Consider the following 17189-nt stretch of genomic DNA (forward strand, 5'->3'; position numbering starts at 1 on the left):
GGTTCTATTCCGCCGCGCGGCCGGCGCGGCGCCGCGCGCGGTCGGCCTCGCGCACCACCGGGGCCCGGCGCCGGCTTTCCAGCGCCTGGCGGGTGATGGCCTTCATCAGGTCCATCTTGATCTGCCGCAGCTTGGTGGGGTGGGTGACCTGCAACCCGAACACGTCCTTGACGTAGAAGACGTCAACGACACGTTCGCCATACGTGTTCACCCGCGCGCTGGCGATCTGCAGGTTCAGGTCCGTCAGCGCGTCGGTGACCGAGTACAGGAAACCGGACCGGTCCCGGCCGTTCACCTCGATCACGGTATGGGTCGTCGAGGCGTCCAGGTGGAACAGCACCCGGGGCGGCACCTGGAACCCCTCGGTCCGGGCCGGCAGGCGCGGCGCCTTGCGGGCCAGTTCGGCCCGCAGGTCCACCGACCCGAGCATCACCCGCTCGACGGTGGCCTTCAGCCGCGCCAGCCGCGCCGGCTGGTCGAGCACCTTGCCCTCGGCCGACTGCACGGTGAAGGTATCGAGGGCCATGCCGTTGTTCAGGGTATAGATCTTGGCGTCCACGATGGACGCCCCGGCCAGCGCCATGGCCCCCGCGATATCGCGAAACAGGCCGGCGTGATCGGTGGCGTACACCAGCACCTCGGTCACGCCGCGCGCCGTGTCCACGCGGGTTTCCAGGGCCAGCGCCTCCGCCCCGGGACGCGCGGCGTCCTCGGCGGCGACCACCACGCGGGCGTGCCGGGCGTGGGTCTCGGTATCGAAGGTCAGCCAGTACCCCGGGTACCCCAGCCCCAGGAACGCCTCCACGCGCGCCGCCGGCAGGTCGGTCAGGACCTCGCGCAGCGCGTCCTTGCGCCGCGCCACGCGCAGGTCCTGGGCCTCGGCGGCATGGCCGCCGGTCAGGTGTTCGTCGGTCCGGTAGTACAGCTCGCGCAGCAGCGCCGCCTTCCAGTTGTTCCAGATGCCGGGCCCCACGGCCATGATGTCGGCGCAGGTCAGCACCAGCAGCAGCTTCAGGCGCTCGGGCGACTGCACCAGGTCGGCGAAGTTGGCGATGGTGCGCGGATCGTCCACGTCGCGGCGGAAGGCCACCCGGCTCATGTCCAGGTGATGGCGCACCAGCCAGGAGACGGTCTCCGTCTCCTCCTCGTCCAGGCCCAGGCGCGGACAGAGCGTCACGGCGATCTCGGCGCCCAGCACGGAATGGTCCCCGTCGCGCCCCTTGGCGATGTCGTGCAGCAGTACGGCGACATACAACGCCCGGCGCGACTGCACCGTCTGCACGGCGTCCGAGGCCACCGGCAGGCGATCGCGCAGGGCGCCGGACTCGATGCGGCTCAGCAGGCCGATGGCCCGCACGGTATGCTCGTCCGTGGTGTAGACATGGTACATGTCGTACTGCATCTGCGCCGTCACCCGCCCGAAGTCGGGGATGAAGCGGCCGAACACGCCCGCCTCGCTGAGGCCCCGCAGCAGCACGTCCGGGTCCTTGCGGTGGGTCAGCATGTCCAGGAACATCGCGTTGGCGGCGGGATCGTCGCGCAGGGTCTTCACCCGCGCCAGGGCCTCGGTCACCTGGCGCAAGGTGTCCGGATGAATCGACAGGCCCTGGTCATGCGCCACCAGGAACAGCCGCAACATGGCGCGCGGATCGGTGGCGAAGGTCTCCGCCCCGGGCACCGCGAGGCGACCGTTGTCCAGCACGAAGCCCTTCAGGTGGCGCCGGCGCGCGCCGAGCCCCGCCAGGGTCATCAACGGCCGGCGTTTCTGCTGCTCCTCCAGCACCGCCAGGAAGATGCGCGTCAGCGTGCCGACGTCGCGGGCCACCAGGAAGTAGTGCTTCATGAACCGCTCGACGCCGCGCGCGCCGGGCCGGTCGCGATAGCCCATGCGCTCGGCGATCGGGGTCTGAACGTCGAAGGTGATGCGCTCCTCCGCCCGGTCGCCGAGGTAGTGCAGGTGACAGCGCACGGTCCACAGGAAGGCGCGGGCCCGGGTGAAGGTGCGCGCCGCCGTCTCGGTCAGCACCCCCAGCCCCACCAGGTCGTCCACGTCGGACACCTGGTACAGGTAGCGGGCGATCCAGAACAGGGTGTGCAGGTCGCGCAGGCCGCCCTTGCCTTCCTTGACGTTGGGTTCCAGCACGTAGCGCGAATCCCCCAGCCGCTCGTGCCGCTGGTTGCGCTCGGCCAGCTTGGCCTCCAGGAACTCGGTGCCCGTGCCGGCGATCACCTTGGTGTACAGGCGGCCCTTGAGGGCCTCGAACAGGTCCGGCTCGCCCCAGATGTAGCGCGCCTCCAGCAGCGAGGTGCGAATGGTCATGTCCGCGCGGGCCTGGCGCAGGCATTCGTCCACCGAGCGGGTCGCGTGCCCGACCTTGAGCCCCAGGTCCCACAGCACGTACAGCATCGACTCGACCACCTGCTCGCTGTAGGGCGTGGCCCGATAGGGCAACACGAACAACAGGTCGATGTCGGAATACGGCATCATCTCGCCGCGCCCGTAGCCGCCCAGCGCCAGCACGGCGACCTTCTCGCCGGTGGTGCGGGTCTGCTTCGGAACCTGGTGGGTGACGACGACGTCGTGCAGCGTCCGCAAAAGCTGATCGAACAGGTAGGTGTTGCCGGCGCACACGGCCGCCCCGGAGCCCTCCTGGTCCAGGAAGCGGCGGCGCACCTCGGCCCGTCCCTCGGCCAGGGCCTCCTTGAGCACCTCCAGCACCGGGGCGCGCACCGGACGCCCGGCCTCGCGCGCCGCGATCGCCACCTGGTTCAGACGCGTGGTCAGCGCCTTGCGATGAATGATGGCCCGAGGAGAGGCCGGACGAGGCAGCGACATGACCCAGGTCCCGATGGGGGAAACGATGGCGCGAGGCACCGGACGTCAGCTTGGGAACCCGAACGGCCCGCGTCAACCGCGCACTGAACGGGCAGCCCCGAAAAGCCCTGCATAATTCGCGGGCACCGGACATACGCCCCTGACTCATGCCCCGGACTCACGCCCCGTCGTTGCGGCCGGACCCGGGTCGTGCGAGTCTGCCGGGATCGGGCCGGGACGCCGGGACGTCGACCGGACTCCCGGACAGCGCCATGGCGGGGTCGAGACGAGGAACGGGCCATGACCCAGTTGATCCAGACCCTGATCGCGGAGATCGACCGCCTGCCCGGCGAACGCCTGTTCGGCCGCGTTGTCGGCGTGCGCGGCCTGGTGGTGGAGATCGGCGGCGTCCAAGGCAACCTGTCCGTGGGGGACCGGGTGCGGATCCTGACCCGCGACCACCGGGCGATTCCCTGCGAGGTGGTGGGGTTCCGCGCCGGTCAGGCCCTGCTGCTGCCCTTCCGGGGCGTGGACGGCGTCGGCCTGGGGTGCCGGGCCGAACTGACCGAAAGCGCCCCCATGCTGCATCCGGCCGACGGCTGGCTGGGCCGGGTCATCAACGCCTTCGGCGAGGCGGTGGACGGCAAGGAACCGATGCCGCTGGGCGAGCGCGCCTACCCGGTGCGCGCCCAGCCGCCCCCGGCTCACCGGCGCCAGCGGGTGGGCGGCAAGCTGGACCTGGGGGTGCGGGCGCTCAACACCTTCCTGACCTGTTGCCGGGGTCAGCGCATGGGCATCTTCGCCGGCTCGGGCGTCGGCAAGTCCACCATCCTGTCCATGCTGATCCGCCATTCGGCGGCCGAGGTGGTGGTCATCGGCCTGGTGGGCGAGCGCGGCCGCGAGGCGCGCGAGTTCATCGAGGACGACCTGGGCGAGGCCGGCCTGGCGCGCAGCGTGGTGGTGCTGGCCACCTCGGACGAGAGCCCGCTGATGCGCCGCCAGGCGGCGCATGCCACGCTGACCGTGGCCGAGTACTTCCGCGACCAGGGCAAGCATGTGCTCTGCCTGATGGATTCGGTGACCCGCTTCGCCATGGCCCAGCGCGAGATCAGCCTGTCCGCCGGGGAGCCGCCGGCGAGCAAGGGCTATACCCCCTCGGTGTTCGCCGAACTGCCGCGCCTCCTGGAGCGGGCCGGACCGGGGGTGCCGGGCACCGGCTCCATCACCGGGCTGTTCACCGTGCTGGTGGAGGGCGACGACCACAACGAGCCGGTCTCCGACGCCGTGCGCGGCATCCTGGACGGCCATATCGTGCTGGACCGGGCCATCGCCGAGCGCGGCCGCTATCCGGCCATCAACATCCTGCGCTCCGTCTCGCGCACCATGCCGGCCTGCAACACGCCGGACCAGAACCAGTTGGTCAACGCCGCGCGGCGCATCATCACCACCTACGAGGACATGGCCGAGTTGATCCGCCTGGGGGCGTACCGCGCCGGCTCCAATGCCGAGGTGGATGCCGCCATCCATTATTATCCGATGATCGATACCTTCCTTGCCCAGACACGGGAAGAGGCCACCGATCTGGCCACCGGCTACGACCGGCTGCGCGCGATCCTGGAGTCGCGGCCGGAGGCCGGCCCCGCCGACCCGGGCGCGGCGCCCACCCCGGGGGCGGGCTGATACCGGCGGGATGGCGCGCCCCTGATCGCTCCCTCCCCCCGCGCGCGAGGACTGTCCCATCATGGCCAAGGGCGACCTGCACGCCGTCATCCGCCTGACCAAGCGAGAGGTCGACGACCTGCGCCGTCACCTGGGAGAGCGCCTGCGCGAGGAGCAGGCGCTGATGGAGCAGGACCAGCGACTGGACGAGGCCCTGGCGCGTGAGGCCGGCGTCGCCGACGCGGAGCCGGCGGCGGCCTATACCTTCGCCAACTACCTGGAGGTGCATCGGCGCCACAAGCAGGCGGTCGCCGAGGGCCTGGCGGCCGTGCGCGCCCGCATCGACGCCGTGCGCGAGGCCCTGGCCGAGGTGTATCGGCGCCTCAAGACCTACGAACTGGCCCAGGAAGCCCGCGACGCCCGCGCCGCCGAGGAGCAGGCGCGCAAGGATCAGGCGGTTCTGGACGAGGTGGCCCTCACCATGCACCGCCAGCGTCAGGACGAAGAGGACGAGGAGGACGGCACGCGGACAGGATGACCGAAGGACCGTTTTATATACTAAAAAGTGTACGACCCCATCTCGCACAGGTTCAGGCCGTAGTCCTCGTACACATCGCCGTCGGCGAACTCGGTGCGGATGTCATAGTCACAGGTGGTCAGGCCATCGGTGATGATCACGCCGACCTCGTGCCCGTCGGGCAGGATCGCGCCGTCGAGAAGGTCGTCCTCCCAGGACTCGGAGCCGGCGTCGGAAACATGAAAGGCGGTGATGTCCACACCGCTGGTGTTGATCAGCATGAACTCCAGGTCTTCCGCCATGGCCGGCGCCACCGCGGCCAGGGACAGCGACAGGGTGGTCGCCAGTGCAAGGACCGTCGTCTTCATAAGGCTCTCCTGCGCACAAAGGGGGCTCCCCAAGAACCGGTCGCGCCGGTGCCCGTTCACAGTTCCCCGAAAGACACGGGGTGGGCAACCCAATCGTCCCGGGGACATGACCGGTATTGGTGATCATCGCCGCGCCACATGACGCGGGGATACGCCGGCCGGCGGCGACCGGGATCAGATCCGGGCGCCGTCGTCCTCGCCGCGCAGCCAGTCCAGCCGCCAGTAGCCACCCCGCGCCCGGGCCAGCCGCCGCGCGAGCCAGGGCAGGACATCGCCCAAGGTCGCGTCCAGCCGCCAGGGCGGATTGACCAGGATCAGCCCGGCGCCCGCCAGGCCGGTCACGGTGGTCACCGGCTTGACGGTCATCTCGACGCACACCATGCGGGGAATGCCGGTGTCCACCAGGGTCTGGTGAAAGGACTCGACCAGCCCCGGATCCTTGATGGGATACCACAGCATGTATTGGCCGGTGGGAAAGCGGCGATGGGCGCCGCGCAGGGCCTCGGCCATGTCGGAGAATTCGGTGCGCGCCTCGAACGGTGGATCGATCAGCACCAGCCCACGCCGCTCCGGTGGCGGCAGCAGCCCGGCCAGCACCCGGTAGCCGTCACCGCACCGGCAGACCACGCCCCTGGCCCGTCCCAGGACCCGCGCCAGGGTCGCCTGGGTCTCCGCATGGGCCTCGATGGCGACCAGCCGGTCGCCGGCGCGCAGGGCCGCGCGCGCCAGCAGGGGCGAGCCGGGGTACCACAGGCCATCCACCCCGCCGCCGTCGGGGCGCCAGGCCCGAACCCTGTCCAGATACGGACGCAGGGCCGCCGGCGGATCGGGATCGTCCAGCAGGCGGCCGATGCCGTCGCGCCACTCTCCGGTGCGGCCGGCCTCGGCGCCGTCCAGGCGGTAGGCGCCCGCGCCGGCGTGCGTGTCCACCACCACGAACGGCTTGGCCTTAGCCCGCAGATGCTCCAGGACCAGCATCATCACCGCGTGCTTGAGCACATCCCCGGCGTTCCCGGCGTGGTACCCATGGCGGTAGTTCATGGTCGGGCGACCGCGCGAGGCGACCGGCCGGCGCGGCCCGGCGACCGGATCACGACGAGGACCCGCCGGACCGAGGTCCCGGCGCGCGGACGGTCATCGGAGTCCCTTGACGGCTCCGGGGAACCAAAGTAGAACAATTTCGTGTGTACCGCGTTTGTTCGCGCTTGACGGCGGGCATGTCGCCGGTCCACGGACCGGCCCGGCGGCGCCCGACTCCAGAGGCTCGGCCCATGTCCCGGGGTCAGCGCATGGTCCGCGTCGGCCTCTAGCACGCCTCGGGTGCGGTGGAAAGGGGCAGACGCAACGGGCCGAGAGATGGCAGGGCCGGGGAAAAAAAGAACCAGACTCAGGCAGGGCCGGGCAACAAAGGGCGCCGGCAAGGCCGCGCGGAGGACGACGCCCAGGACATGACGCCCGAGGAGCAGGCCCGGAAACGATGGTCGGGCGGTCCCATGGGGACCTCCGCCCCAGGATCGATCCCCGAACCGCATCCGGGGCAGACAAAGTCCGGGACAGACAAGTTCCGGGACAGATAACGACAACCGCGACAGCGGCCCAAGGGCGCCGCCACGGCGGCAGGCGGGGACGACATCGACATGCTCACGCGTAAGCAACACGAACTGCTGTTCTTCATCGATCGACATCTCCGCGAGACCGGGGTTTCGCCCAGTTTCGACGAGATGAAGGATGCCCTCGGGCTCAAGTCCAAGTCCGGGATCCATCGCCTGATCTCCGGCCTGGAGGAACGGGGCTTCATCCGCCGCCTGGCCCATCGCGCCCGCGCCCTGGAGGTGCTGCGCCTGCCCGGCGACCAGACGCCCCAGGGCGCGCTGGCCGGTCCCGAGGCGGCCGCCGGCCGCGCCGAACCCGCCGGGTTCGATCCCAAGGTGATTCGGGGCGATTTCGGGGGCGACGCCCGGGGCGAGACGCGGGGGGGCCTGTCCGGCGCCACCGTGGCCGGCGCCGTGGGCGCGGTCGAACTGCCGCTGCTGGGCAAGATCGCCGCCGGCACGCCGATCGCCGCGTTGTCCGACACCTCCAGCAGCGTCGAGGTCCCGGCCGGGCTGCTGGGCATGGGCGATCATTATGCGCTCACCGTCGAGGGCGACTCGATGATCGACGCCGGCATCCTGGACGGCGATACGGTGCTCATCCGCCGCTGTGACGGGGCCGACTCGGGAACCATCGTCGTTGCCCTGGTGGACGACGAGGAAGCCACCCTCAAGCGCCTGCGTCGCAAGGGCAACTCCATCGCCCTGGAGCCCGCCAACACCACCTATCAGACCCAGGTGCTGCCCCCCGACCGGGTCAAGGTCCAGGGCCGGCTGGTGGGGCTGCTGCGACGCTACTGACCCCCCGATACAGCCCCCGATACAACCCCCGACACGCCCCCCTCCCGCACGGGCCCCCCGAGATCACATCATGGACCGTCGGGCGTCCGGGGCGACCAGAGCCGGTCACCCAGGGCGTCGGAGGCCGTGCGCACGCTCGGGCGCCCCCGGGTCCCGCCGCCGGATCCGTCGTCCAGCCACAGCGCGTGCGACCCGTCGCGGGCCAGCGCCCGCCGGTCGATCACCGTGGACGGCCCGACGCAGGCCCCGCCCGTCGGCAAGGGCGTCACCACCACGTCGGCGCGCGGGCAGTCCTCGGCCAGGGCGGCGCGGGTCCAGGCCAGGGCCAGCACCCGCCCATCCCGGCGCAGCACGCAGCCCAGCGGATCGCAGCGCAGGGCACCGTCGGCGGCCGCCTGCCCGGGCCCGGGCCAGGGCTCCGGGCTCGCCCCGCCCCACCGGTCTCGCCACAGCCGCCGGGCGAAGCCATCGGCGCGCCCCGGCGACAGGATCAGGCCACCGCCGCCGCCCGCGCGCACGGCCATCGTCCGGCCCGTGTCGGTGACCAGCAGGTCCGGCGGCGGCCGGCTCCAGGGGCTCAGCAGGCCCAGCACCAGACCGGCGATCCCCAGCAACCGCCAGGACCGCCGCCACAGGCACAGCCACAGGCCGCCCAGGGCCACCGCCGCCAGGCCCCAGGTGGGCGCGGCCGGCACCGAGGCGCTGGCCCCGGGCCAGCCGGCCACCGTCTCGGCCACCCAGCGGATCGCGCCCAGGCCCCAGCCCAGCGGCACCAGCGCCGGCCCCTCCAGGCCCAGGGGCAGCAGGGCGAGGACGGCCAGCAACCAGGGCATCACCCACAGCCCCATGATCGGCACCGCCAGCATGTTGGCGGCCAGGCCCCAGACCGGCACGCGGTTGAAATGGAAGGCGGCGAACGGCAGGGTGGCCAGCCCGGCGACCACGCTGGTGAGCAGGATTCCGCCCAGATACAGCGCCACCCCCCGGGCCAGCCAGCGGTCGGCGCCGCCCGGTCCGGCGCGGCGCCAGGCGGCCAGGCGCGGCGCGGCCAGATCCCAGGCGGCCACCAGCGCCAGCACGGCGGCGAAGGACATCTGGAAACTGGGCCCCGCCAGCGCCTGCGGCTGGATCAGCAGCACCGCCGCCGCCGCCCAGGCCACGACGCGCGGCGAGATCGCCGTGCGCTCCAGCAGCACCGCCGCCAGCACCAGGCCGGTCATCAGGAAGGCCCGCTGCGCCGGCACGTTGGCGCCCGACAGCATCAGGTAGGCCGCCGTGCCCGCCAGGGCCACCAGGGCGGCGGGCTTCTTCAGGTCGAGCCGCAACGCCGCCGCCGGCCAGAGCGCCAGCAGGCTCCGGGCGCCGACGAACAGCAGGCCGGCGATCATCGACATGTGCAGCCCGGAAATGGCCAGCAGGTGCGCCAGCCCGGCGTCGCGAAACGCCTGCACGACGGGCACCGGCACGGCGCCCCGGTCGCCGGTGCTGAGGGCCGTGGCCAGGGCGCCCTCGGCCCCCGACAGGCCCTCGCCCAGGCGCCCCGCGACGGTCACGCGGGCGGTCTCGCGCACCGCCACCAGCCGCGCCCAGACGGTCGGCGCCGGCGCCGGGTCGGGCCGTGTCCACGGACCGACCGCGAACCCCACCGCCCCCAGCCGCTCGAACCAGGCGCGGCGCGGGAACGGGAAGGCGTCGGGGGCGGCCGGACGGGGCGGCGGCGACAGGATGGCGCGGGTGGTGATCCACGTCCCCGGCGGCGGCGGCGCGCCCCGGGTCAGGGTCACACGCACCCGCGCCGGGGTGTCCGCCGGTGCCAGGCGAGCCATGGCCACGTCGGCCAGGGTCACGCGGACGCGGCCGGGGCGCGGCTCCACCAGCACCACGCGGCCGGACACGGAGACGGGACCGAGTCGCTCGGCCAGCACCGGCGCGGCGACGGCACGCGCGCGCTCCTGCACCACCACGAAGCCGACGGCGGCGGCGGTCAGGGCGACCAGGAGGGCGGTGATCCAGGCGGCGCGCCGCGCCAGCAGGAGCAGCACCGCCAGCCCGGCCATCAACGCCGCGCCGGTCCAGCGGGGCGGCTCCACCGGCAGCGCCAGATAGCCGGCGATGCCCAGACCCAGCGCCACCGGCAGCCACAGCGGCCAGCGCGCCCGCTCCGCCGCCAGGGTGGCCGCCAGGGCCCGCCCCAGCACGCGCGGTCCCATGGCGACGGCACCGACCACCGCCCCGGCGGGGGCGCGGTATCGCGGGACGGCGCGCGCCGCCGGGTCCGTGCCTGATCGCCCCGCCATGGTGCTCGGCATCCCTCCCCCGTCGGTGGGCCTCCCGGCCGCCGCGCGCCGGTCGTCCGGGGGCTGCACAGGGGGCACGGGGTATGGTACAGAGGCGCGCGGGCCGGCCGCAACGCGCGCGCCCGTTCGTGGCGCCCATCCCCCGGACGCCGCCCGCCCCCCGGCCGCCACCCGCGCCATGCCGGGCTTCATCGATCCCGACTTCAGAGGACCCATGACCGTCGTCACCCGGTTCGCGCCGTCTCCCACGGGCTACCTGCACATCGGCGGCGCCCGCACGGCGCTGTTCAACTGGCTGTTCGCCCGCCATCACGGAGGGCGCTTCCTGCTGCGCATCGAGGATACCGACCGCCAGCGTTCCACCCCCGACGCCGTGCGCGCGATCTTCGCCGGCCTGGAGTGGCTGGGCCTGGACTGGGACGACGCGCCGGTGATGCAGTTTTCCCGCGCCGAGCGGCACGTTCAGGTGGCCCACGACCTGCTGGCGGCGGGCAAGGCGTACCGCTGCTATGCCTCTCCAGAGGAACTGACGGCCATGCGCGAGGCCCAGAAGGCCGCCGGCCGCCCGATGCGCTACGACGGCCGCTGGCGCGACCGCGACCCGGCGGAGGCGCCCGAGGGCGTCCGGCCCGTGGTGCGCCTGAAGGCCCCGCGCGACGGCGAGACGGTCATCGAGGACGGGGTTCAGGGCCGCGTCACGGTCGCCAACGATCAGCTTGACGACATGATCCTGTTACGCTCCGATGGCACACCAACGTACATGCTCTCCGTGGTGGTCGACGATCACGACATGGGGGTGACGGACGTGATACGGGGCGACGACCACCTCACCAACGCGTTCCGCCAGACACAGGTGTACGGCGCGGCGGGCTGGACGCCCCCGCGCTTCGCGCATATTCCGCTGATCCACGGGCCGGATGGCGCCAAGCTGTCCAAGCGCCATGGGGCGCTGGGCACCGAGGCCTACCGGGACATGGGCATTCTGCCCGAGGCCATGCGCAACTATCTGTTGCGCCTGGGGTGGGGCCATGGCGATGATGACATCATCACCGACGCGCAGGCGCGGGCGTGGTTTGATCTGGGCGGCGTGGGGCGGGCGCCGGCGCGCTTCGACAGCGCCAAGCTGACCAGCCTGAACGGTCACTATCTGCGCCACGCCGACGACGCGCGACTGGTGGATCTGATCGCCGCGCGCCTGGAGACCGAGGCCGGGCCTGTGGACGACGAGGGCTTGCGCCGCCTGCTGACCGGCATGCCGGGCCTCAAGGACCGCGCCAAGACGCTGGTGGATCTGGCCGCGTCCGCCGCGTTCTACGTGCGACCAAGGCCGCTGACGCTGGACGACAAGGCGCGCAAGCAGGTGAGGGGCGAGGGCGCCGCCGTGCTGGGCCTGCTGCGGGACCGGTTGGGGACGGTCGAGCCGTGGACCCGCGCGGCCCTGGAAGAGGATGCCCGCGCGCTGGCCGAGGCCGAGGGCCTGAAGCTGGGCAAGGTGGCGCAGCCCATACGGGCGGCGGTCACCGGATCCACCGTATCGCCCCCGATTTTCGAGGTGATGGAAATCCTCGGGCGCGCCGAGACCCTGGCACGTCTGGCCGACGCGGTGGCGTGAGGCATCCCTCGCCGGGGCGTGTCCCAGGGGCGGACCCGCTCGCGAGGGCAGGATCACAAGACCCGGACCGTAAGAAAAAGAGGGTATTGCGCGGGCTGGAAATGCTCTAAAACCCGCGCGAACGAGGGGGGCGACCCGCTCTTTTGGGCAGGGCGCTCCGGTAGCGCGGGATGGGGCGCCGTGCCATGGGCGCGGGTCCCCCCGGTGGACTCTCTCCATGCCAGGGAAGGAAGAACCGACATGACGCGGAAGAACACGGTCACCGTGACTGACAACCGTGACGGGGCGTCCTACGAATTTCCCATCCTTGACGGGGCCATCGGCCCCAGCGTGGTGGACATCCGCAAGTTCTATGCCGAGACCGGCATGTTCACCTACGATCCGGGGTTCACGTCCACCGGAAGCTGCGAATCCGCCATTACCTACATCGACGGCGACGCCGGGGTGCTCACCCATCGCGGCTACAACATCACCGACCTGGCGGAGAACTGCTCCTTCCTGGAGGTCGCCTATCTGCTGCTCAACGGCGATCTGCCGAACCGGACCGAGTTCGAGGGCTTCGAACGCGCCATCACCCTGCACACCATGGTGCACGAGCAGATCCATAAGTTCTTCGAGGGCTTCCGCCGCGATGCCCACCCCATGGCGGTCATGTGCGGCGTGGTCGGGGGCCTGGCGGCCTTCTATCACGACAGCACCGACATCGACGACGCGCACCACCGCATGATCGCCTCCCACCGGCTGATCGCCAAGATGCCGACCATCGCCGCCTGGGCCCACAAGTACGCCATGGGCCAGCCGTTGATGTACCCGCGCAACGACCTGCGCTACGCCAGCGACTTCCTGCACATGATGTTCGCGGTACCGTGCGAGCCGTACCACGTCAGCCCGGTGCTCTCCAAGGCCATGGATCGCATCCTTATCCTGCATGCCGACCATGAGCAGAACGCCTCCACCTCCACGGTGCGGCTCACAGGGTCCTCCGGCGCCAATCCGTTCGCCTGCGTGGCGGCCGGGATCGCGTCGTTGTGGGGACCGGCGCACGGCGGCGCCAACGAGGCGGTGCTGACCATGCTCACCCAGATCGGCACGCTGGACCGGGTGCCCGAGTACGTGAAGCGGGCCAAGGACAAGGACGACCCGTTCCGGCTGATGGGCTTCGGTCACCGGGTCTACAAGAACTATGACCCACGCGCCAAGATCATGGCCCGGACGTGCCATGAGGTCCTGGAAGAACTGGGGGTCAAGGACCCGCTGCTCGACGTGGCGATGGAGCTGGAACGCATCGCCCTGGAAGATGAATACTTCATCGAAAAGAAGCTGTACCCGAACGTCGACTTCTATTCGGGGATCATCTTCAAGGCGATGGGGATTCCCGTCTCCATGTTCACGGCCATCTTTGCCCTCGCCCGCACCACCGGGTGGGTGGCCCAGTGGAACGAGATGATCACCGACCCGGTCCAGAAGATCGGCCGCCCGCGCCAGTTGTTCCGGGGCAAGGACCATCGCGACTTCGTGCCGATGGACAAGCGGTAGAGCCCGGATCCAGACGGGGGATGCCGCCCGCATCCCCCACCGTCCGTCCTCGCGGGGACCGGCACGCCCCGCCGGGTGCGACGGGCGCGGCATGTCGTCCGGCGCTGGCGGTCCCGAGGGCGACGCGGCCCCGACGCCTGATTTCGCGGGTCGATCCGGGCAAGGAGGGTGCCATGACCGGAACCCAGTACGCGTTCCTGGACCTGGGCCTGTTCTTCGGCGGGCTGATCGGCTTCATCCTGTGGGACAAGGCCAAGCTGGACCGGATCCGGGCCGAGGACCAGGCGCGCAAGGTCGCCGAGGCGGCGGCCGCGGACGAAACCGGATCAGACCATCGGCGGATGAGCGTGACTCATCCGCCGAGCGGCACGGGGCATGGTCAACGACCGTTGGTCTCACACGTTGAGAATGCCGAGCCCCAGCAGGCCCGCGATGATCAGGTAAATGGCGACGATGTAATTCAGGAGCCGGGGCACGACCAGAATGGCGATGCCGGCGACGATGGCCAGGATGGGCTCAAGGCTGGTCAGCGTAATGGTCATTGAAGCGATCTCCTGAGCGAAGGAACACCGGGCGCGCGGACCCCCGCTCGTCTGTCGGCGGGCGTCTGTCCGGAGGACCGGATGGGATCCGACCGACCGTTGTCCTGGTCGGATCCCGGCACAGTATGCCGCGTTTTTCCGGCGATCCGCACCATTTCTCTGGTGACTCAGCAGGTCTCATACCGGCACCGGCCCGCGCCCCGCACCCGTCCGGCGACAGGTCAGGCCCGGCTACAGCAGCCGCTGGCCGCCGTCCACGAACACCTCGGTCCCGGTCACGTAGCTGAAGTCATCGTCGCACAGGCGGAACACCACGCCGGCCACGTCGCCCACCGAGCCCATGCGATCGAGCGGAATGCGCGGGATCAGGGCCTCGTATTCCTCACTGATCATCTCGGTGGCGATCTCGCCGGGGGCGACGGCGTTGACGCGCACGCCGAGCTGAGCGAACTCCGCCGCCATCTCGCGGGTCAACCCCGACAGCGCCGCCTTGGAGATGGAGTAGGCCGACCCCGCGAAGGGATGCACGTAGTGCCCGGCGATGGAGGTGATGTTGATCACCGTGCCCTTGCCGCGCGACAGCTTGCGGCTGAACGCCCGGGCCAGGCGCAGGGGCGCGAAAAAGTTCAGTTCGAACACGTCGTGCCAGGCATCGATGGACCCGTTGAGGATGCCCAGCCGCTCCTTGTAGGGCGTCTTGGGCGAGACCCCGGCGTTGTTGATGAGGGCATGCAGCGGCTCATCGCCCAGCGCCTCCACCGCCTCGGCGGCGAACGCGTCCAGGCTGTCGGCGACCCCCAGGTCGGCCACGAAATGGTGCGTCCACAGCGGATCACGCCGGCAGTGCGCCGGCACGTCGCGGCGCGCGCAGGTGACGACCCGCCAGCCCTCGGACATGAAGCGCGCGGCGATGGCGTGGCCGATGCCCTGGCTGGCGCCGGTGATGACCACCGTGCGGCTGGCGCGCTTGGACTCGGAGTCGGTGTCGGCCGCACCGGCCTTGGGTTCGGCCAGGGGGTCGTGGGGGTCGGTCATGGACGTGGATCCTCTGAACGGAACGCGACGGGACGCCGGGGCGGCATCCTGGGACCGGATGCCTTGCGGGGTCCCGGCGGGGCGCTCATTCTAGTCGCCATGTGCGCGCGTTTCGAACTGAATGTGTCGACCGAACCGATGCTGGCGCGCTTCGGCCTCGGTCCCTCGCCGGCCTCCTGTCCGGACTGGACCGGGCTCGCGCGTCTGCCCCTCGACGAGGTGCGGCCCACCGACCGGGTGCCGGTGATCGGGCCGCGCCGGGTGCCGGTCGCCTTGGCCTGGGGCTTGGTGGCGGCGTGGAGCAACCGGCCGCTGATCAACGCCCGCGCCGAGACACTGGCCGAGACGCCCACCTTCCAGGGCCTGGTGGGCAACCGATGCCTGGTGCCGGCGACCGCCTTCTTCGAGTGGTCGGACGATCCCGCCGGCCCGGCGACCGGAGGGACGGCCCGGCGGATCCGGCGGCGTCATCGCATCGCCCGGGCGGACGGCGCCCTGCTGGCGATGGCCGGTCTGGTGGATCCGGCGACCGACCGCTTCGTCATCATCACGCGCCCCGCCCACAAGCAGATGGCCGCCGTGCATCCTCGCATGCCGGTGCTGCTGGACCCGGAAACCGAAGCGGACTGGCTGGACCCGGCACGGCCCTTCGCGGCGGTTCGTCCGGTGCTGGCGGGGTGGGGAGGCGCCCTGTCCATCACGCCGCCCCCGGCGCCCGGCCCTCCCCCCGCCAAGGGCGCCTGACGGGGGCATGGATCAACGCGGGGGTGCCGGCGGTCTCATACCAGCGGCGGATGAGTATGACTCATCCGCCGAGCGGCACCGGCCCACTCCCCCACCCGGCCACCCCAAGTATACTGCTGTGGGTGGCCGGGTGGGGGAGTGGGCCGGCCACGGACTGCAACGGTCATTCTCAATGACCGTTGGTATCAGCGCTCCCGGGCGACATCGGCCGAGGCCGGGGCGGGCGCGCCCAGCCGGTCGCTCAACGGCTCCAGGGGGGTGGCCGTGCCATCGGCGTGACGGCATTCGGTGCGCATCAGGGCCGCGGTGAGGCGATCGTAGACGGCGGTCACCTGGCCGCCCTCGTCGCCGCAGACCGAGATCAGCGCCGCGAGCGGCTCCGGCGGGGACCAGGACGACAGCAGCACCGCCGGCACCGGCACGCCGACCTCGGCGGCCGACCGCCCACCCAGGGGGGGCAGGCGCTGGAAGGCGGCCGGCAGGGACGCCGCGTCCTCGTCGTCCTCAACCTCCTGCTCCACGATCACGGTCGGCGGGGGCCCCGCGTCCGGCGGTCCCTCGCGCCGTGGCGGCGGCGCGGTGCTGGACGCGGCCAGCACCTCCATCACCACCGCGCGGTTGGCCGGGTTGAGGAAGGTCATGCCGGCGATGGCCTTGACCGAGGTCACGCACCAGGGCCGGAACGGCGCGCTCGGGCCGGCCTCGCGGGGCGCCCACACCTGCAACACGCCGTCGCCGACGCGCTGAAGATACATGGACTCGGTCGGCTCCTGGTAGGTGGCGACCATGGGCTCCAGCTTGGCGGCGCAGGCGAGCGCCTCGACCTCGCTGACGGTGATGACCTCGGCCGGGGTGTCGTCGGGGACCGCCCCGTCGTCATCGGCCATGACCGACGTCATCGGGGTCGACTGGGCCGCCGCCGGCGGCGCGGGGAGAACCGCCCCCACCCCCATCGCCAGCACCAGGCCCCACGCCGGGGTCATGGCCCGCGTCCAGCCCGGCCCGATCCGGCGCGGCCGGGGCTTTGACGGCGTCGGCCCTGCGATCATGGCGTCCTCCCGGGAGACCGACCTCAGGCGGGGTCGGGCCTCAGGTCGTCTCGAGTCTCAGGTCGTGTTCGGGCGTGGCCGTGACGGCGCGTGGGGCGCGGCCCCCACGGCCGCGGTACTCGCATCCCCGTCCGGACACCGCCCTCCGTACAGGAACTCGGCCCGGCGCTCGAACGCGGCCACCATGCGGCGCACGGCTTCATTGAACAGCGCGCCCATGATGCGCTGAAGCAGCGGCGATTTGAACTCGAAATCCACGAAGAAGTCGATGACGGTATTGCCGTCGTCGGCCGGTTCGAAAATCCAGTGATTGTTGAGATAGCGAAATGGACCGTCGGTGTAGGAGACGTCGATGCGCTTGCCGCTGGTCAACTGGACGCGCGACGTAAAGCGCTCCCGCACCATCTTGAAGCCGATGACCAGGTCCGCGAAGAACACGTTGCCCTCGCGTTTCTTGATGCGCGACGCCAGGCACCACGGCAGGAACTGAGGATACTTCTCCACATCCGCGACCAGATCGAAGAGCTGGTCGGGACGATACGGCAGATAACGCTTCTCGGCATGGGTGGGCATTGTCTCGGATGGTCCTTTGCGCGGAGGGCGGCCGCGTGATGGGGCGGGC

The 17189-nt window shown here is 71.4% G+C and carries 14 protein-coding genes; 6 read left to right on the plus strand and 8 right to left on the minus strand.

Going from position 1 to position 17189, the window contains the following annotated elements; genetic code table 11:
- Positions 1 to 4 precede the first annotated feature (4 nt).
- Positions 5 to 2836 carry a [protein-PII] uridylyltransferase gene (locus GGD89_RS08420; RefSeq protein ID WP_184044090.1) on the minus strand — a complete coding sequence of 944 codons (2832 nt, stop codon included), beginning with the start codon at positions 2834 to 2836 and terminating at the stop codon, positions 5 to 7.
- Positions 2837 to 3115: 279 nt separating this feature from the next.
- On the opposite strand from GGD89_RS08420, the gene fliI reads away from it, so the two are divergent.
- Positions 3116 to 4495, plus strand: coding sequence for a flagellar protein export ATPase FliI (gene fliI / locus GGD89_RS08425; RefSeq protein WP_184044091.1), 1380 nt, complete (start codon positions 3116 to 3118; stop codon positions 4493 to 4495).
- A 61-nt stretch (positions 4496 to 4556) separates the two neighbouring features.
- Positions 4557 to 5012: a flagellar export protein FliJ gene (locus GGD89_RS08430; protein WP_184044093.1), complete on the plus strand. Its 456-nt coding sequence runs from the start codon at positions 4557 to 4559 to the stop codon at positions 5010 to 5012.
- 20 nt (positions 5013 to 5032) lie between these two features.
- Here GGD89_RS08430 and GGD89_RS08435 read toward each other — a convergent pair whose 3' ends face one another.
- Positions 5033 to 5359: a hypothetical protein gene (locus GGD89_RS08435; RefSeq protein ID WP_184044096.1), complete on the minus strand. Its 327-nt coding sequence runs from the start codon at positions 5357 to 5359 to the stop codon at positions 5033 to 5035.
- Positions 5360 to 5533: 174 nt separating this feature from the next.
- Positions 5534 to 6400 carry a 23S rRNA (adenine(2030)-N(6))-methyltransferase RlmJ gene (locus GGD89_RS08440; protein ID WP_184044098.1) on the minus strand — a complete coding sequence of 289 codons (867 nt, stop codon included), beginning with the start codon at positions 6398 to 6400 and terminating at the stop codon, positions 5534 to 5536.
- A 596-nt stretch (positions 6401 to 6996) separates the two neighbouring features.
- Here GGD89_RS08440 and lexA point away from each other — a divergent pair.
- Complete coding sequence (gene lexA / locus GGD89_RS08445; RefSeq protein WP_184044100.1) at positions 6997 to 7752, plus strand: transcriptional repressor LexA; 756 nt, start codon at positions 6997 to 6999, stop codon at positions 7750 to 7752.
- Positions 7753 to 7820: 68 nt separating this feature from the next.
- Here the strand turns inward: lexA and GGD89_RS08450 are convergent, their stop codons facing one another.
- Positions 7821 to 10049, minus strand: coding sequence for a ComEC/Rec2 family competence protein (locus GGD89_RS08450; RefSeq protein WP_184044102.1), 2229 nt, complete (start codon positions 10047 to 10049; stop codon positions 7821 to 7823).
- A 214-nt stretch (positions 10050 to 10263) separates the two neighbouring features.
- Between GGD89_RS08450 and gltX the strand changes: the two genes are divergently transcribed.
- Both gltX and GGD89_RS08460 read left to right on the plus strand, forming a co-directional pair.
- Entirely contained in the window at positions 10264 to 11661 is a 1398-nt protein-coding gene (gltX, locus tag GGD89_RS08455) for a glutamate--tRNA ligase (RefSeq protein ID WP_184044104.1), read from the plus strand.
- Between the two features lie 240 nt (positions 11662 to 11901).
- Positions 11902 to 13197 (plus strand): citrate synthase, encoded by a 1296-nt coding sequence (locus tag GGD89_RS08460; RefSeq protein ID WP_184044106.1) that lies wholly within the window; start codon positions 11902 to 11904, stop codon positions 13195 to 13197.
- Positions 13198 to 13592: 395 nt separating this feature from the next.
- Here GGD89_RS08460 and GGD89_RS08465 read toward each other — a convergent pair whose 3' ends face one another.
- Both GGD89_RS08465 and GGD89_RS08470 read right to left on the minus strand, forming a co-directional pair.
- Positions 13593 to 13739 (minus strand): DUF3096 domain-containing protein, encoded by a 147-nt coding sequence (locus GGD89_RS08465; protein ID WP_184044108.1) that lies wholly within the window; start codon positions 13737 to 13739, stop codon positions 13593 to 13595.
- Positions 13740 to 13970: 231 nt separating this feature from the next.
- Positions 13971 to 14774, minus strand: a complete 804-nt coding sequence (locus GGD89_RS08470; RefSeq protein WP_184044110.1) for an SDR family NAD(P)-dependent oxidoreductase — start codon at positions 14772 to 14774, stop codon at positions 13971 to 13973.
- Between the two features lie 99 nt (positions 14775 to 14873).
- On the opposite strand from GGD89_RS08470, the gene GGD89_RS08475 reads away from it, so the two are divergent.
- On the plus strand, positions 14874 to 15518 hold the full coding sequence (locus GGD89_RS08475; protein WP_281396691.1) for an SOS response-associated peptidase: 645 nt from the start codon (positions 14874 to 14876) through the stop codon (positions 15516 to 15518).
- Positions 15519 to 15703: 185 nt separating this feature from the next.
- Here GGD89_RS08475 and GGD89_RS08480 read toward each other — a convergent pair whose 3' ends face one another.
- Both GGD89_RS08480 and GGD89_RS08485 read right to left on the minus strand, forming a co-directional pair.
- Positions 15704 to 16501 (minus strand): hypothetical protein, encoded by a 798-nt coding sequence (locus GGD89_RS08480; protein WP_184044114.1) that lies wholly within the window; start codon positions 16499 to 16501, stop codon positions 15704 to 15706.
- Positions 16502 to 16624: 123 nt separating this feature from the next.
- Positions 16625 to 17140 carry a type II toxin-antitoxin system RatA family toxin gene (locus GGD89_RS08485; RefSeq protein ID WP_184044116.1) on the minus strand — a complete coding sequence of 172 codons (516 nt, stop codon included), beginning with the start codon at positions 17138 to 17140 and terminating at the stop codon, positions 16625 to 16627.
- Positions 17141 to 17189: the final 49 nt, after the last annotated feature.

Origin of the sequence: Roseospira visakhapatnamensis, from assembly GCF_014197915.1 — a bacterium.
GTDB lineage: Bacteria > Pseudomonadota > Alphaproteobacteria > Rhodospirillales > Rhodospirillaceae > Rhodospira > Rhodospira visakhapatnamensis.

Bases quoted from the DNA above. Each gene is read 5' to 3' on its own strand.
- GGD89_RS08420 (WP_184044090.1), bottom strand. From the start codon at position 2,836: ATGTCGCTGCCTCGTCCGGCCTCTCCTCGGGCCATCATTCATCGCAAG.
- fliI (WP_184044091.1), top strand. From the start codon at position 3,116: ATGACCCAGTTGATCCAGACCCTGATCGCGGAGATCGACCGCCTGCCC.
- GGD89_RS08430 (WP_184044093.1), top strand. From the start codon at position 4,557: ATGGCCAAGGGCGACCTGCACGCCGTCATCCGCCTGACCAAGCGAGAG.
- GGD89_RS08435 (WP_184044096.1), bottom strand. From the start codon at position 5,359: ATGAAGACGACGGTCCTTGCACTGGCGACCACCCTGTCGCTGTCCCTG.
- GGD89_RS08440 (WP_184044098.1), bottom strand. From the start codon at position 6,400: ATGAACTACCGCCATGGGTACCACGCCGGGAACGCCGGGGATGTGCTC.
- lexA (WP_184044100.1), top strand. From the start codon at position 6,997: ATGCTCACGCGTAAGCAACACGAACTGCTGTTCTTCATCGATCGACAT.
- GGD89_RS08450 (WP_184044102.1), bottom strand. From the start codon at position 10,049: ATGGCGGGGCGATCAGGCACGGACCCGGCGGCGCGCGCCGTCCCGCGA.
- gltX (WP_184044104.1), top strand. From the start codon at position 10,264: ATGACCGTCGTCACCCGGTTCGCGCCGTCTCCCACGGGCTACCTGCAC.
- GGD89_RS08460 (WP_184044106.1), top strand. From the start codon at position 11,902: ATGACGCGGAAGAACACGGTCACCGTGACTGACAACCGTGACGGGGCG.
- GGD89_RS08465 (WP_184044108.1), bottom strand. From the start codon at position 13,739: ATGACCATTACGCTGACCAGCCTTGAGCCCATCCTGGCCATCGTCGCC.
- GGD89_RS08470 (WP_184044110.1), bottom strand. From the start codon at position 14,774: ATGACCGACCCCCACGACCCCCTGGCCGAACCCAAGGCCGGTGCGGCC.
- GGD89_RS08475 (WP_281396691.1), top strand. From the start codon at position 14,874: ATGTGCGCGCGTTTCGAACTGAATGTGTCGACCGAACCGATGCTGGCG.
- GGD89_RS08480 (WP_184044114.1), bottom strand. From the start codon at position 16,501: ATGACCCCGGCGTGGGGCCTGGTGCTGGCGATGGGGGTGGGGGCGGTT.
- GGD89_RS08485 (WP_184044116.1), bottom strand. From the start codon at position 17,140: ATGCCCACCCATGCCGAGAAGCGTTATCTGCCGTATCGTCCCGACCAG.